This is a genomic window from Subdoligranulum sp. DSM 23681, from assembly GCF_057005535.1.
Genome location: NZ_CM168050.1, coordinates 843575 through 859174 on the forward strand (window position 1 = coordinate 843575; position 15600 = coordinate 859174).

Below are 15600 nucleotides of genomic sequence, written 5' to 3' on the forward strand. Positions count from 1 at the left end.
GGTGCGGCGGACGGGGCCGGAGCATCCCTTTTGGGAATATGGTATGTTCATCCTTTTTGGGCGATGCGTTCCTGCAGGTCCTCACAGGCCGCTACGGTCTGGGGGTCCAGTTTTCCGCCCTTCTTTTTCACAAAGGCAATGCTCTGCTGCAGACTGTGCAGCAAAGCCAGATCCAGGTCCTGCATCTCTTCCTGCCGCAGCCGGTCCACGCCGGGGTAATCCCGCTCGGCGCTGGTGGCGTCCGCCATGTAGATGATCTTTTCCAGCAGGGTCATGTCGGCTTTGCCGGTGGTATGACACTCGATGGCAGAAAGGATCTCCGGGTCGGTAACGCCCCATTGGGTGGCGCACAGGATGGCGGCGGCAATGCCGTGCCAGACCGGCGTGGGCCGGGACGCGGCATTTTTAGCCATTATAGCATTGTCGGAAAAAATCTGCAACATTTCCTCTTGGGGCAATTCCTTCGCACTGTCATGCAAAAGTGCCGCCAGTGCGGCCTTTTCCTCGTCCGCACCGTAGCGGCGGGCCAGTTCCACCGCCTTATTTTTTACATTTACGGTGTGCTTGTACCGTTTGCGGGACAAACGGCCTTTTACCAGTTCCTGGGCTTCTTCACAGGTCATGTATACTTCCCTCTTTGTCAAAAAAGTTCGGTTGGGGGCAGGCAGGCTGCCTCAGACTGTCAAAAAAATCCAAATCCGTCTCCATCGGCGGACCAGCGCCGACGATGGAGACACCGACAGGGAAATTTTGCGGCAAATTGTGTGCAAGGAGCAAAGCGACGCGTGCGCGGTTTGCCGCAAAATTTTGTCGAGGGGGATTTCAAAAGGGGGAATAGGCCCGTCAGGCAATTGCCGTGCGGGACTGTTCCCCTTTTTGCAGCGTGTCGAGTCTCTCGACACGCTGTGGCGGCAGGCAGGCGCCGGGGCTTTACACCCGGTCCCCCAGGCCGTAGAGTCCGTTCTGGCGGATGATGCCCCGCACGGATGCGGGCAGAACCTGCCGCAGGGTGTCGTCATCCAGGGTGCCGGCGCGAATCTGGCTGGACGCGCAGGGCACCGGCACGGCGTGGGCAAAGAGTACCCGCCCGCCGCAGGGGCGCAAAGCGTCGGCGGCAGCGTGCAGGTCGGCGCTGTCGCCCCCGGCCCGACTCTGCACCACCAGGGTGGCCAGGGCCAGGATGGCCTGCCACCGGTGCCACCTTGTAAAGCTGAGCAGCATGTCACTGCCCAGGGCCAGGTACAGGGCCGTTCCCGGGTTGGTGTCCCGCAGCATCTGCAGGGTATGCACGGTGTAGCTGCGCCCTTCCCGGTCGATCTCCCACCGGCTGACCTCCACCCGGGGGTCCACGGCGGTAAAACAGCGGCACATGGCCAGACGGAGTTCGGCGGGGGTGGCGCTGGCGGCTTTATGAGGCGGGATGCCCGCGGGCATGACCAGGACCTTGTCCGGATGCACCGCTTCCATGGCCGCCCGCAGATTGTTCATATGCCCTTGGTGCGGCGGGTCAAAGGTACCGCCGTACAAAAGCAGCTTGCCCACCGGTTCCATCAGTCAGCGGGCCGAGGCCAGCAGAGCGGTAAAGTCGGAGTCCTTGTCCTTCTGCAGGAAGAGCACGAACTTGCGGCCGATGACCTGGACGCACTGGGCGCCGGTGGCTTCGGCCAGGATGGCGGCAGCCTCCTTGGCGGAGTATTCACTGTTTTCCAGCACCTTCACCTTGATGAGTTCCCGGGCGGCCAGACACTTACCCACCGCTTCGATCATGGCGGGGCCGATCTCCCCTTTGCCCACCTGGAACACGGGGTCCAGAGTGTTGGCGGCGCCGCGCAGGGCCGCACGCTGTTTGCTGGTCAGAGTTTTCATATCAGAAATCCTTTCGGTGTTGGTTGTTTATTCCCCCAGGAAAGCGGGCAGCGCCTGTTCCAGGCGTTCCATGGCCCGCCCCCGGTGGCTGATGGCGTCCTTCTCCCCGTCCGCCAGTTCGGCGTAGGACCGCCGGGCGGTGTTGGGGGCGGTGGAACCGTCGGGCAGGCCCACGCAGTCGGGGACAAAAAGCGGATCATAGCCGAAACCGTTCTCCCCGGTCAGGCCGAAGGCCACGGTGCCGGGGCACTCCCCTTCCACCGTCAGTTCCCGGCCGTCGGGCAGCATGAGGCAGACGGCGGAGACAAACCGGGCGGCCCGCTTGTCCGCCGGGATATCCTTCATGGCATCAAGCAGTTTCCGGTTGTTGGCGTCGTCGTCCCCGTGCACCCCCGCATAGCGGGCGCTGTACACCCCGGGAGCGCCGTTCAGCGCGTCCACGCACAGGCCGGAGTCATCGGCCACGGTGGCAAGGCCGGTGGCTTTGCAGAAAGCTTCCGCCTTGATGCGGGCATTTTCGGCAAAGGTGGTGCCGGTTTCCTCCGGGTCCAGGGTGACCCCCAGCTCCCGCAGGCTTTTCACCGTATGACCGGCCCGTTCCAGGATCCGGCGCAGCTCCTTGAGCTTGCCCTGGTTGTTGGTGGCAGCGCAGAAGATCATGCCTGTTCCTCCTCTTTCTTGGGCAGTTCGGGCAGCAGGGCCTCGGAGAAATCAGTGGCGGAGAAGAAGATCAGGTCGTCGATCTTCTCGCCCACCCCCACAAAGCGGATGGGCAGGCCCAGCTTTTCGTGCACGCCCAGGATGCAGCCGCCCTTGGGGGTGCCGTCCAGCTTGGTGAGCACCACGCCGGTGGCCCCCGCCGCCCGACAGAATTCCTGGGCCTGGCTGATGGCGTTCTGGCCGGTGATGGCGTCCAGCACCAGCAGCACTTCCAGGCTGGCTTCGGGGCTGGCCTTCTTGACGCTGCGGGCGATCTTGGAAAGCTCGTCCATCAGGCCCTTCTTGTTGTGCAGGCGTCCGGCGGTGTCGGCAATGACCATGTCATAGCCCCGGGCGTTGGCGCTCTGCACCGCGTCGAAGATGACGGCGGCGGGGTCGGCGCCCTCCCCGGCCTTGACCAGGGGCACCCCGGCCCGCTCGGCCCAGGTTTCCAGCTGCTCGCTGGCCGCGGCGCGGAAGGTATCCCCCGCCGCCAGCATGACCCGGTGGCCCAGGTCCTTGTACAGGTAGGCCAGCTTGGCGATGGTGGTGGTTTTGCCCACCCCGTTGACCCCGATGACCAGGACCACCGCCGGGTGACCGGTCAGGTCCATCTCGTCATGGGGAGAGATCTCCAGCCGGATGATCTCCCGCAGGGCCTTCAGGGCCTGCTCGCCGGTCTTGAGGTGGTCACGCTCCACCACGTCCCGCAGCTCATCCACCAGCCGCACGGCGGTGGACGGGCCCACATCTGCCAGGATCAGCTGTTCTTCCAGGTCGTTGTACAGATCGTCGTCGATCTGGGAATTGGTCAGGGTGTTGACGATGGACTGGAAAAAGCCGGTGCGGGTCTTTTCCAGGCCGTCCTGCAGCTTTTTCTTTCTAAAACTGTCAAACAGGCCCATAGGGCACACCTCCGTGGGATATGTAGGATGAAAACCGGCAAGGTCAGTTGACCAGGTCGGCGCTGACGTTGTTCAGGTCCAGGCGCAGCAGCTTGGACACGCCGTCCTCCTGCATGGTCACGCCGTACAGGACATCGGCGGCTTCCATGGTGCCGCGGCGGTGGGTGATGACGATGAACTGGGTCTTGTCGGTCATGCGGCGCAGATACTGGGCATACCGGGTGACGTTCACGTCGTCCAGGGCGGCTTCGATCTCGTCCAGGATGCAGAAAGGCGAGGGGTTGACTTCCAGGATGGCAAAGTAGATGGAGATGGCCACCAGCGCCTGCTCGCCGCCCGAAAGGGCGGACAGGTTGCGGATGACCTTGCCCGGGGGCGAGACCTCGATCTCGATGCCGGATTCCAGGACGTTGTTTTCATCCGAGAGGTAGAGGCGGGCGGAGCCGCCGCCGAACAGTTCCCGGAAGATGTGGCCGAAGTTGCGGTTGATCTCCTTGAAGCTCTTGGAGAACATCTCCTCCATCTCGCCCCGCAGCTCCCCGATCATCCGGGTCAGCTCGGACTTGGAGCGCTCCACGTCGTTCACCTGGGCTTTGAGGAAGTCGTACCGTTCCTTGACCTCCTTGTATTCGTCGATGGCGCCCACATTCACGTTGCCCAGGGCACGGATCTTGGCCCGGACTTCGGTGACCTGACGGCGCAGGTCGGTGACGTTGGAAAATTCCACGCACAAGCCTTTGGCTTCCGCCTCGGTGAGCTGGTACTCATCCCACAGCTTGGCGGCGGTGGTGTTCAGCTCGCTCTCGGCGGCGGCGCGGCGCTCGGCCAGACGGGCCATCTCCCCGCTCATCCGTTCCCGCTCGTCGGTGAGGGCCCGGTTTTCCTGGCCCATACGGGTGACGGCGGCTTCCTTCTCCATCCGGGCGGCGTTGGCCGTGCGGATGGTCTGTTCGGCGGCGGCGATCTTTTCCTTGGTCTCGGCGCGGGCCCGCTCGATCTCAGCCACCCGCAGCTCGTTGGCTGCGATGGTCTGCTTGGCGGCCTCGATATTGGCCTGCAGTTCCCGGGCCCGGGCTTCGGCTTCCCCGGTGCGGCCCCGCAGGGTCTCCAGGGCAGCCTCATGCAGGCCGATGTCCTTCTCCCCGGTGAGGCGGTTCATCTGGGCTTCCGAGAGGGAGGCGGTCAGGGCTTCCCGGCGGCGGCTGAGTTCGCCGGTGCTCTCGCCCAGCTGGGACAGCTCGGCGTTGTACTTGTCCAGTTCGGTCTGGGCGGCGGCGGCCCCGGTCTCGGCCTGGGCGCGGGCGGTCTCGTTCTCCTTCAGCTGGTCTTCCAGCTGCTTGATCTCGGCGCCCCGGCGCTGGGCCGCGGCGGCGCCCTCCTGCACGGCGGCGTCCAGGCGTTCCAGGTCCAGGCTGGCTTTCAGCCGTTCGGAAGCGGCGTTGACGCTCTCGCTCTCCGCCCCGGCCAGCTCGGCGGCCAGGGTATCCGTTTCCGCCTGACGGGCCTTGGCTTCCCGCTCGGCGTCCGTCCGGCGCTGTTCCAGCTTTTTCAGCTTGACACGCAGTTCTTCCAGTTCCTGCTTGCGGCTGAACACACCCGCGCTGCGGGCGGTGGAACCGCCGGTGAAGGAACCGCCGGCGTTGATGACCTGACCGTCCAGGGTCACGATGCGGTTGCGGTAACCCAGGTTTTTGGCCACGGCGGACGCCTCTGCCAGGTCCTCCACCACGATGATGCGGCCCAGCAGGTTGTCAATGATATGGCGGTAGCGGTCGTCCGCTTCCACCAGGTCTGCGGCCACCTCGGCGGTGCCGGTGAGGCGGCCGTTGAACCGGTTGCCCTGGACGGTGTCCAGAGGCAGGAAGGTGGCGCGGCCGGCCCGTTCTTCCTTCAGGAAAGCGATGGCGGACCGGGCGCAGCGCTCGTCCTCCACCACGATGTTCTGCAAGGCAAAGCCCAGGGCCGTCTCGATGGCGGTCTCGTAGCCTTTGCGCACCGTGAGGATGCCGGCCACCGGGCCGATGATGCCCCGCAGCCGGTTGGCTGCGGCGGCCCGCATGACCGTCTTGACGCTCTGCTGGTAGCCGTCCAGGTTGCGTTCCAGGTCTTCCAGAATGCGGATGCGCTGGGCAGTGTTGGAGCGATCCCGGTCGGCCTTCTGCAGGGCGTCGGCGGCCTCGGCCTGCTGACGGCGGCGGCTTTCCAGCTTGAGTTTCAGTCCGGCCTTGATGTTGTCGCAGCGGGTGACCTTCTCCTCCGCCTCTTTCAGGGCCTGGGCGGCCAGTTCCCGCTCGGCGTTCAGCCGGTCGGCGGCGCCGGAGGCCGCGGCGGCCTGGTTGCGCAGGCCGTCCAGCTGGGCGCGGGAAGCTTCGGCGGCGGAGGTCAGGGAGGCCGCCCGCACCTTCATGGCGGTGGCGGCATCCTGCAGGCGGGCAATGGCGGCTTCCACCACGTCCCGGCGCTCGCCGCTCTGCAGGGCTTCCTGTTCCAGGGCGTTCATCCGGGCCCGCAGGTCGGAGATGGTCTTGTCCGCCTGGGCCAGCTGGGCGCGCAGGGCCTCGATGGCGTCCTGGTGCTCTTTGGTCTCGGCCTCGATGCCCTTGGCGCCCTCCCCGGCCCGGGCCAGTTCGGCCTCGGCATCCTGGATCTGGGCCCGGGCGTGCTCGTTCTCGTTGTGGAGAACGGCGATCTGGCTGTCGCTGCCCGCCCCGGCTTCGGTCAAAGCGCGGATGTCGGCGTTGGCCTGCTCCACCTGGAGCATGAGCTGCTGGGCTTCCTCCCGCAGGGCTTCGGTCTTCTGATCGAACTCATCCAGCTGGCGGGAGAGGCGGACGTAGTCGGACTCGGCGGCCTCATACCGGCGCTGCTGGTCCCGGGCGGCGTCCTGGGCCCGACGGATGGAGTCCACCCACAGGGTGACCTCCAAAGATTTGCGGGTCTCGGAGTATTCCAGGAACTTCTGGGCCTTCTCGCTGTCCCGCTTCAGGGGGCCCACCCGGCCTTCCAGTTCGCCCAGGATGTCCCGCAGGCGTTCCAGATTGCCCTCGGCGGCGGCCAGACGGCGCTCGGCCTCGTTCTTGCGGTAGCGGAAGCGGGCGATGCCGGAGGCTTCCTCAAAGATCTCCCGCCGCTCGGCGCTCTTGGCGCCCACGATCTCGGCCACGCGGCCCTGGCCGATGATGGCGTAGCCGTCCCGGCCCAGACCCGTGTCCAGCAGGAGTTCGTAGATATCTTTCAGACGGACGTTCTGCCCGTTGATGGTGTATTCACTTTCGCCGCTGCGGTAATACCGGCGGCCGATGGTCACTTCCTCCGCGTCCATGGCCAGTCCATGGTCGGCGTTGTCGATGGTCAGGCTGACGGCGGCATAGCCCATGGCCCCGCGGGTCTGGGTGCCGCCGAAGATCACATCCTCCATCTTGCCCGCGCCGCGCAGCTGCTTGGAGCTGGTTTCGCCCATGACCCAGCGGATGGCGTCGGAGATATTGCTTTTGCCCGAACCGTTGGGGCCCACCACGCCGGTGATGCCGGCGCCGATGGCCACCTTGGTGCGGTCCGGGAAGGACTTGAAGCCCTGGATCTCAAGTTCTTTTAAGCGCATGCAGGCGGGTTCCTTTCCGTAATCAGGGATTCAGGGCGGCAAGGGCCTGCTTGGCGGCCTGCTGTTCCGCCGCCTTCTTGCTCCGGCCTTTGCCGGTGGCCAGGGCCTTGCCGTTCAGGGTGACTTGCACCTCAAAGGTCTTGTCGTGGTCGGGGCCGGACTGGCCCACCACCGCGTACCGCAGTTCGGCGCCGGGTTTTTCCTGCACCAGTTCCTGCAGTTTGGTCTTGTAGTCGGGGTCCGCGGTCTTGCCCTCGGTGATGAAGGGCAGGATGAAGTTGCGGGCCACCTCCATGCCGCCGTCCAGATACAAAGCGGCAATGAGGGCCTCGAAGGCGTCGGACACCACGCTGGGGCGGGTGCGGCCGCCGCCCAGTTCCTCGCCGTGGCCCAGGCGCAGATAGCTGCCCAGGTCGATCTCGGCGGCAAAGCGGAAGAGGGCTTCCTCCGAGACGAGAGCCGCCCGCATGCGGGTCAGCTCGCCCTCGGGGCGGGAGGAATGGTGGAACAGGTAATCCGCCACCACCACCGACAGCACACTGTCGCCCAGGAATTCCAGGCGTTCGTTGTGGTGGGTGGGCACCTTGGACTCATTGGCAAAGCTGGTGTGGGTCATGGCAATGCGCAGCAGTGCCGGATTCTTGAACTGATAATGCAGCACCTGTTCCAGCTTTTCAAAAGAGCGGTTCGGCATACAGGGTCCGTCCTTTCACTCATTCCTGGGCGGCAGCCATGGTCTCGGCCAGAGCCTTCTCCATGGTGCCGCACAGATCATTCTCCACGCAGGTCTTGGCCTGACGGATGGCGTTCTTGATGCCCCGGGCCTTGCTGGAACCGTGGGCCTTGATGACCGGCTTGGCAGCCCCCAGCAGGGGCGCGCCGCCCACTTCCTCCGAGTCCATCATCTTTTTCAGCCCGCGCAGGCCGTCCTTGATGGTCAGATAGGCCAGTTTGGTGAACAGGTTCTTCAGGAAGATGGGCTTGAGCATGCCCAGCAGGCTGGTGGCCACGCCCTCGGTAAGCTTGAGCACCACGTTGCCCACAAAGCCGTCACACACCACCACGTCCACCTTGCCTTCCGGGATGTAGCGGGGCTCGATGTTGCCCACGAACCGGATGGAGGGGTTGGCTTTCAGCTTCTGGTGGGCTTCCCGGTACATAGGGGTGCCTTTGTGGTCCTCGGCGCCGTTGTTGACCAGGGCCACGCTGGGATTGCTGCGGCCCATGACCTTCTGGGCATAGACGCTGCCCATGGTGCCGAAGGCGTTGAGCATGTCGGCGCGGCATTCGGCGTTGGCGCCGCAGTCCAGCAGCAGGTAATGCTGCTGGATACCGGGCATGGGAGTGGCCAGAGCAGGGCGCTTGACCCCCTTGACGGTGCGCACGATGAGGCTGGTGGCCACATGCAGCGCACCGGTGGAGCCGGCGGAGACGAAGGCGTCGCCCTCGCCTTTTTTCAGCATGGTCAGGCCCTTCACCAGGCTGGAGTCCGGCTTGTGGCGGGCGGCCTTGACCGGGTCATCCTCCATGGTGACCACCTCGGTGCAGTTGATGATCTCGAAAGGTGCCAGGTCGATGTTCAGCTCGGCGGCCGCCTTGCGGATGACCTCCTCCTGGCCCAGCAGGGCGATGGTCATGCCCTGGCCGAACTCCTTCACGGCGTCGGCGGCGCCCTGCAGCACGGCGTTGGGGGCGTTGTCGCCGCCCATCACATCCAAAAGAATCTTCATTCCACGTCCTCCTGTCGGGCCACCCAGTCGGCCATGGCGGCCTGGGCGGCGTTGGAAAGCGCCAGATAACGTTCCCGCTTGTCCCGGATGGAGGTGATCTCCGCGGTGCGGGGCAAGATACCCATGTTGGCGCCCATGGGCTGGAAATCCTTGTTGGGAGTCATGAGATAGTCGATGAGCGCGCCGCACATGGTGGAGGCCGGGGGCGGCGTGTAGGGTCTGCCGTTCAGACGGACAAAGATCGACCGCGCCGCCAGCAGGCCGCTGGCCGCGCTTTCCATGTAGCCTTCAAAGCCGGTGATCTGGCCGGCGAAAAAGACGTTGGGGTGCTGTTTCAGGCTCTGGTCGGGGGCCAGGACCTTGGGTGCGTTCAGGAAGGTGTTGCGGTGCATGACGCCGTAGCGCACAAACTCCGCATTTTCCAGGCCCGGGATCATCCGGAACACCCGCTGCTGCTCCCCCCATTTCAGGTTGGTCTGGAAGCCCACCAGGTTGTACAGGGTCCCGGCGGTGTTTTCCTTGCGCAGCTGGACGTTGGCCCAGGGGCGGTGCCCGGTGTTGGGGTCCTTGAGGCCCACCGGACGCAGAGGACCGAACCGGATGGTATCGGCCCCCCGGGCGGCCATGACCTCGATGGGCATGCAGCCCTCGTAGACGGTCAGGTCCTTGTCGGCGTCGTGGCGGGGGGCCCGCTCGGCGCTGATGAGAGCGGCGTGGAAGGTCTCGTACTCCTCTTTATTGAAAGGGCAGTTCAGGTAGTCGGCCTCCCCCCGGCCGTACCGGGAAGCGGCAAACACCTTATTGTAGTCCAGGCTTTCGGCGGTGACGATGGGGGCCACCGCGTCGTAGAAGTTCAGTTCCTCCCCGCCGGAGAGAGCCGCCACGGCCTCGGCCAGGGCGCCCTCGGTGAGGGGGCCGGTGGCCACCAGGATGGGGGCATCCTCCGGGATTTCGGTGACTTCCTGCCGGTGCACCGTGATGCCCGGGCAGCTTTCCACCATCCGGGTGACCTCGGCGCTGAACCGGTCCCGGTCCACGGCCAGAGCGCCCCCGGCGGCCACCCGGGCCGTCTCGGCGGCCTGGAGCAGATGGCTGCCCATGGCGCGCATCTCCAGCTTGAGCAGGCCGGAAGCGGAGTCCGGGCGCTCGGCTTTCAGGGAGTTGGAGCAGACCAGCTCTGCAAAGCCCTCGCTTTTGTGGGCGGGGGAAAAGTGCACCGGTTTCTGCTCGTACAGGTCCACCTGCACCCCGTGCTCCGCCAGCCAGAGGGCGGCTTCGCACCCGGCCAGACCGGCGCCGTATATCGTAATCTTGTGCATGTTACTCCTTCTTGGGGGCGGCTTCCTTCACAAAGCCGCAGCCTTCCTTCAGGCAGATGAGCTGCCCCTTGCGCTTGAACAGGGTGCTGTTGCACTGGGGGCAGCGCTCGGTGACCGGTTCGTCCCAGGTCATGAAGTTGCAGGTGGGATAGTTGCCGCAGCCGTAATACACCCGGCCCTTGGCGCTCTTGCGCAGCAGCATGTGGCCGCCGCACACCGGGCACAGACCGCCGGTGTCCTTGACCAGGGGATGGGCGTTGCGGCATTCCGGGAAGCCGGAGCAGGCCACGAACTTGCCGTACCGCCCCGACTTGATGACCATGGGACGGCCGCACTTGTCGCAGATCTCATCGGTGGGGATGTCCGCCACCTTGACCTTCTTGCCCTCCATGTCCTTCTCGGCCTTTTCCAGGCTCTGGGCAAAGCCCTGGTAGAACTCGTCCACCGTCTGCACCCAGTCGGCCTGACCGTTTTCCACCACGTCCAGCTTCTTTTCCATCTCGGCGCTGAAGGTGGGGTCCACGATGTCGGGGAACTCTTCCAGCATGACCTGGTTCACCGCCTGACCCAGCGGGGTGGTCTTCAGTTTCTTGTTTTCCTTTTCCACATAGCCCCGGTCGATGATGGTGCTGATGGTGGGGGCGTAGGTGGAAGGACGGCCGATGCCGTTCTCTTCCAGGGCGTGGATGAGGGCGGCTTCGGTGTACAGCGGCGGCGGCTGGGTGAATTTCTGGTCCGCCGTCAGCTTGTACAGGTCCAGAGGCTGTCCCGCTTCCAGGGGAGGCAGGGCGGTCTCCTTCTTTTTGGTATCGTCGGTGGCTTCCTCGTACAGGGCGGTGAAGCCGTCGAAGGTGACGGTGTAGCCGGAGGCACGGAAGAGCCAGTCCCCCGCGCCCACCGTCACCGACATGGTATCCATGAGGCAGTCGGCCATCTGGCTGGCCATGAAGCGGGACCAGATCAGCCGGTACAGGCGGGCGGTATCCCCGGAGATGCTCTTTTCCACCTCATCGGGGGTGAGTTCGGGCATGGAGGGACGGATGGCTTCGTGGGCGTCCTGGGCCGCGGTGGCGGAGCGGGACTTCCAGTGGCGGGGGGTGGAGCAGACATACCGCTCCCCCCAGCGCCCGCCGATGAAGCTCTTGGCGGCGGCCACGGCCTCGTCGGAGATGCGCAGGGAGTCGGTACGCATATAGGTGATCAGACCCACGGTGCCGTGGCCCTCGATGTCCATGCCTTCGTACAAAGTCTGGGCCGCCCGCATGGTGCGGGTGGCGGAGAAGCCGAAGGCCCGGCTGGCGTCCTGCTGCAGGGTGGAGGTGATGAAGGGCGGGGCGGGCGCACGGCGGCGCTTGCCCTTGTCCACCTTGACCACGCTGTAGGCCTTGCCTTCCAGGGAGGCCAGGATCTTGTCCGCCTCCTCCTTGGTGCGCACGGTGATCTTTTTGCCGTCGGCGGAGGCGGAGAGCCGTGCCGTGAAGGAAGCCCCGCCGCCGGCGGGCTTCACGTTGGCGTCAATGTTCCAGTATTCCTCCGGCACAAAACGCTCGATCTCCAGTTCCCGGTCCCGGATCAGGCGGACGGTGACGCTCTGCACACGGCCGGCGGAAAGCCCCCGGCGCACCTTGCGCCACAGAAAGGGGCTGAGCTTGTAGCCCACCAGACGGTCCAGTTCCCGGCGGGCCTGCTGGGCGTTGAACAGGTCCATATCGATGGCCCGGGGATGGGCCATGCCTTCCTTGACGCCCTTTTTGGTGATCTCGTCAAAGGTCACCCGGTTGGGCGCAGCCGGGTCCAGGCCCAGCAGATTGGCCAGATGCCAGCTGATGGCCTCCCCTTCCCGGTCCGGGTCGGTGGCCAGCAGAACGCCGTCGCACTTTTTGGCTTCGGCTTTCAGCTCTTTGACCAGTTTCTGCTTGCCCTTGATGGTGATATATTTCGGGGTATAGCCGTGTTCAATGTCAATGCCCAGCTGGCTGGCCGGCAGGTCGCGCACATGGCCCATGCTGGCTGTGACTTTGTACCCGCGGCCCAGGTACTTGCCAATGGTCTTGGCCTTGGCCGGGGATTCCACAATGACTAATTTTGGCATAGCTTCGCTCCTGAATAAAGGTTTACCGCTCGGCGGTGTACAGCTGTCCCGGGTGGGAGGCAGCCGCCCCCGCAAATTCCAGTTCCATCAGTGCCGCCAGTACCCGGGGCATGGGCAGGGCGGTGTCCGCCGCCGCCTGGGCGGGGGTGCGGGGCACCGGGCCCAGGACTTCCAGCACACGGCGGGCGTCCTGGCTCAAAGAAAGTTCCCTTTCCGGGGCAGACGGCCCTGGGGCGGGTGCATCGGGCAGGTCCAGCGCTTTCAGCACGTCGGAGGCCTGACACAGCGGGTGGGCTCTGCCCTCCCGCAAAAGATCGTTGGTGCCCTCGCTGGTGGGGCTATAGATGCTGCCCGGAACACTGAACACCGGACGGCCGTACCGCACCGCATGGGACACGGTATTCAGCGTCCCGCTGCGGCGGCGGGCCTCGGTGACGCAGACCGCCTCCGAAAGGCCGGCGATCAGCCGGTTGCGGGCCAGAAAGGTCCCGGTGGTCTTGCCCTGGTAGTCGGGCGGATATTCGGTGACCACCGCCCCGCCCCCTGCTTCGATGGCATACCGCAGGTCGGCGTTGGCGGCGGGGAAAGTCTTGTCAATGCCGGTGCCCAGAAAGGCCACGGTGGGGGTATGCGCCTCCACGGAGGCCCGGTGGGCTTCGGCGTCCAGGCCGTCGGCCAGACCGCTGACCAGCACCACCCCCGCCCGGGCCAGGTGCAGGCCCAGGTCATGGCAGGCCTGCTGGCCGTAGCGGGTGGGACGGCGGGTGCCCACCATGCCCACATACCGCCCGCCGTTGAGGCAGGCAATGGAACCGGTGACGTACAGCATCACCGGCATGTCGGGCAAAGTGCGCAGCCGTTCGGGGTAGTCAATGTCCTGGGGGGTGAGGATCTGGGCCCCCAGGCGGGCACAGGCTTCCAGCCGGGGCTGCAGCGCGGCAGGGTGGGTGGCTTTCAGTCGGGCCAGGGCCGTCCTGTGCAGGGCTTTGGGCAGGGGCAGTTCCCGGGCAATGCGCTCATGCAGCGTCCGGGGGTCCGGACACTGCCGCAGCAGGTCCCTGGCCTGCCGGTAACCGGAGCCCAGCCCGTCGGCCAGCCACATCCAATACAGGACGGTATCCATTGTACATCAAACTCCTCTGAAATGCCACAGCAAAACACTGCCGGCCACCCCGGCGTTCAGGCTTTCCACCCGGTCGGTCATGGGGATGCGCACGGCGGCGTCGCAGGCGGCCACGGCGGCATCGGTCAGGCCCTGGCCCTCGCTGCCGATGACCACGCACACCCCGCCGGACAGATCGGTGCCCATCGCATCCAGCGGCCGTGCCTGATAGAGAGCTGCCGCCAGACAGGTGACCCCCCGGGCCCGCAGTCTTTCCAGCGCGGCGGGCAGGTCATGGCAGACGCCCACGGGCATCCGCCCCGCCGCCCCCATGGAGGACCGCAGGACTTTGGGAGAGAAGGGCGCGGCACAGCCCGGGCCCAGCAGCACCCCGTCAAACCCGAAAGCGGCGGCGCTGCGCAGCAGAGTGCCCACGTTGCCCGGGTCCTGCACCCCTTCCAGGGCCAGGATCCGGCGGGCGGTTTGCAGCAGAGGGGCCGGGTCGGTGTCAGGGGCTTTGAACAGCCCGAACACGTCCTGGGAAGAGCGGGTCCCGGCCAGCTTTTCCGCCACATGGGGCGCAATAAGGGTGGTGCGGTCCCCGAAGGCAGCCAGGGCCGGGGTGTGGTCCAGGGCTGCCTGGGTGGCGTAAAGTTCGGTCAGGGGGCAGTCCTTGGCCAGTTCCAGACAGAGTTTGGGACCTTCGGCAAAAAGAAGGCCTGCGGCGGTGCGCTGTTTTTCGCTGTCACGCAGGGCGCACATCCGCTTGATGCGGGCATTGTCCCGGCTGGTGATCACAGGTAAGATGTCCATAAAATTGCTCACAATTCCAAAAAAGACGCACGCGCATGTGCGCGGGCGTCTTTGGGTGGGTTATGTTCTTGATTACAGAGCCTTCTTGGCGGTCTCCACCAGAGCGGTGAAGCTGGCGGGATCATGGATGGCCATCTCGGACAGCATCTTGCGGTTCAGCTCCACGCCGGCCTTCTTCAGGCCGTTCATGAAGGTGGAGTAGTTCATGCCCTGGGCACGGACCGCATTGTTGATGCGGGTGATCCACAGGTTGCGGAACTGGCGCTTCTTCAGCTTGCGGCCGACGAAAGCGTAGTTGCCGGACTTCATCACGGCCTGCTTGGCCATGCGGAAATGCTTGGACTTGGAGCCGTAGTAGCCCTTCGCCAGTTTCAGGGTCTTGGTGCGACGCTTGTGCGTCATGGTAGCGCCTTTGATACGAGCCATTGTATTCTATCTCCTTTTATACAGTCATATTCAAACCGGTGGTTTCGTGCGGGGTGGGCAATCAGCCGCCGTAGGGCATCATGCGGCGCACGGTGGCCTCGTTGGTCTTGTCCACATAGTGGTTCATGCGCAGACCGCGGGTCAGCTTGGTGGTCTTCTTGGTCAGGATATGACGGCGCTTGGACGCATTGCGCTTGATCTTGCCGGTGCCGGTCATCTTGAAGCGCTTTTTGGCGCCGGAGCAGGTCTTCAGTTTGAGCTTTGCCATTTTGTTTTTCCTCCTAATATTGGGTTACTTGACGGGCGCGGGCGACATGAACATCATCATGCTGCGGCCTTCCAGCTTGGGCTGCTTGTCAACAACACCCTTGCCTTCCAGCTGCTGGGCAAAACGACGATGCACGTCCAGGCCCAGGTTGGTGTGCGCCATCTCACGGCCGCGGAACCGGATGGAAACCTTGAGCTTGTGGCCCTGTGCCAGGAACTTGGCCGCCTGATTGACCTTGGTGTTGAAGTCGTTGGTATCAATGTTCAGGGAAAGACGGATCTCCTTGACTTCCACGACTTTCTGGTTTTTCTTGGCTTCCTTTTCCCGCTTCTGCATTTCAAAGCGGTACTTGCCGTAATCAAGGATCTTGCACACCGGAGGCTTGGCCTGCGGGGCGACCTTGACCAGATCCAGGTCCTGATCCATGGCCATGCGCAGCGCGTCACGGGGGGACATGATGCCCATCTGGGAGCCGTCGGCTCCGATCAGGCGGATCTCCTTGTCACGAATGCGCTCGTTGATCTCCAGTTCCTTGGTAGTGTTAGTGCTGGCGATTGGAATACACCTCCCATACAAAACGTAAAGTGAATAACAAAAGCGGCTGCCGTAAAAAGCAGCCGCCGAACAGACCATACCATGCCAAAGCGGGCGAAAGTGCCCACGCTTCGGTATCTATGACCCGGAGCCCGTTGCGGCCCGCAAGGTGAACGACGGCAATCTAGCCGGACGCTGCTTTTTTTACAACCGTTATCTTACCACGGGGTGTCCGCCTTGTCAAG

The 15600-nt window shown here is 64.6% G+C and carries 15 protein-coding genes; all 15 read right to left on the reverse strand.

Features of this window, described 5'->3' with window-relative positions; all coding sequences use genetic code 11:
• Positions 1-47 precede the first annotated feature (47 nt).
• The 15 genes from yqeK to infC all read right to left on the reverse strand — a co-directional run bounded on the left by yqeK (position 48) and on the right by infC (position 15454).
• Positions 48-623, reverse strand: coding sequence for a bis(5'-nucleosyl)-tetraphosphatase (symmetrical) YqeK (gene yqeK, locus AC127K_RS03995; protein WP_294538961.1), 576 nt, complete (start codon positions 621-623; stop codon positions 48-50).
• 307 nt (positions 624-930) lie between these two features.
• A complete protein-coding gene (nadD, locus tag AC127K_RS04000) occupies positions 931-1551 on the reverse strand; it encodes a nicotinate (nicotinamide) nucleotide adenylyltransferase (protein ID WP_483721672.1) in 621 nt (206 codons plus the stop codon).
• Between the two features lie 3 nt (positions 1552-1554).
• A complete protein-coding gene (locus AC127K_RS04005) occupies positions 1555-1866 on the reverse strand; it encodes a YhbY family RNA-binding protein (RefSeq protein WP_294538957.1) in 312 nt (103 codons plus the stop codon).
• Between the two features lie 27 nt (positions 1867-1893).
• Positions 1894-2526, reverse strand: a complete 633-nt coding sequence (gene rdgB, locus AC127K_RS04010; protein ID WP_483721673.1) for an RdgB/HAM1 family non-canonical purine NTP pyrophosphatase — start codon at positions 2524-2526, stop codon at positions 1894-1896.
• Positions 2523-3470: a signal recognition particle-docking protein FtsY gene (ftsY, locus tag AC127K_RS04015; protein WP_483721674.1), complete on the reverse strand. Its 948-nt coding sequence runs from the start codon at positions 3468-3470 to the stop codon at positions 2523-2525. The genes rdgB and ftsY overlap by 4 nt, the downstream gene beginning before the upstream one ends.
• Before the next feature lie 43 nt (positions 3471-3513).
• Positions 3514-7071: a chromosome segregation protein SMC gene (gene smc / locus AC127K_RS04020; RefSeq protein ID WP_483721675.1), complete on the reverse strand. Its 3558-nt coding sequence runs from the start codon at positions 7069-7071 to the stop codon at positions 3514-3516.
• A gap of 22 nt (positions 7072-7093) precedes the next feature.
• Positions 7094-7765, reverse strand: a complete 672-nt coding sequence (gene rnc, locus AC127K_RS04025) for a ribonuclease III (protein WP_294541648.1) — start codon at positions 7763-7765, stop codon at positions 7094-7096.
• A gap of 19 nt (positions 7766-7784) precedes the next feature.
• On the reverse strand, positions 7785-8801 hold the full coding sequence (gene plsX, locus AC127K_RS04030; RefSeq protein ID WP_483721677.1) for a phosphate acyltransferase PlsX: 1017 nt from the start codon (positions 8799-8801) through the stop codon (positions 7785-7787).
• Entirely contained in the window at positions 8798-10120 is a 1323-nt protein-coding gene (gene trmFO / locus AC127K_RS04035; protein WP_483721678.1) for a methylenetetrahydrofolate--tRNA-(uracil(54)-C(5))-methyltransferase (FADH(2)-oxidizing) TrmFO, read from the reverse strand. The genes plsX and trmFO overlap by 4 nt, the downstream gene beginning before the upstream one ends.
• A gap of 1 nt (position 10121) precedes the next feature.
• Positions 10122-12212: a type I DNA topoisomerase gene (topA, locus tag AC127K_RS04040; protein WP_294541640.1), complete on the reverse strand. Its 2091-nt coding sequence runs from the start codon at positions 12210-12212 to the stop codon at positions 10122-10124.
• A 22-nt stretch (positions 12213-12234) separates the two neighbouring features.
• Positions 12235-13335, reverse strand: coding sequence for a DNA-processing protein DprA (gene dprA / locus AC127K_RS04045; protein ID WP_483721679.1), 1101 nt, complete (start codon positions 13333-13335; stop codon positions 12235-12237).
• 6 nt (positions 13336-13341) lie between these two features.
• The gene (locus AC127K_RS04050; protein ID WP_483721680.1) at positions 13342-14127 is read right to left on the reverse strand and encodes a TrmH family RNA methyltransferase; all 786 of its coding nucleotides are present in this window, start codon (positions 14125-14127) and stop codon (positions 13342-13344) included.
• 72 nt (positions 14128-14199) lie between these two features.
• Positions 14200-14553: a 50S ribosomal protein L20 gene (gene rplT / locus AC127K_RS04055; RefSeq protein WP_294541632.1), complete on the reverse strand. Its 354-nt coding sequence runs from the start codon at positions 14551-14553 to the stop codon at positions 14200-14202.
• A 61-nt stretch (positions 14554-14614) separates the two neighbouring features.
• Positions 14615-14821 carry a 50S ribosomal protein L35 gene (gene rpmI / locus AC127K_RS04060; protein WP_204646712.1) on the reverse strand — a complete coding sequence of 69 codons (207 nt, stop codon included), beginning with the start codon at positions 14819-14821 and terminating at the stop codon, positions 14615-14617.
• Positions 14822-14845: 24 nt separating this feature from the next.
• Entirely contained in the window at positions 14846-15454 is a 609-nt protein-coding gene (gene infC, locus AC127K_RS04065; protein WP_483721681.1) for a translation initiation factor IF-3, read from the reverse strand.
• Positions 15455-15600: the final 146 nt, after the last annotated feature.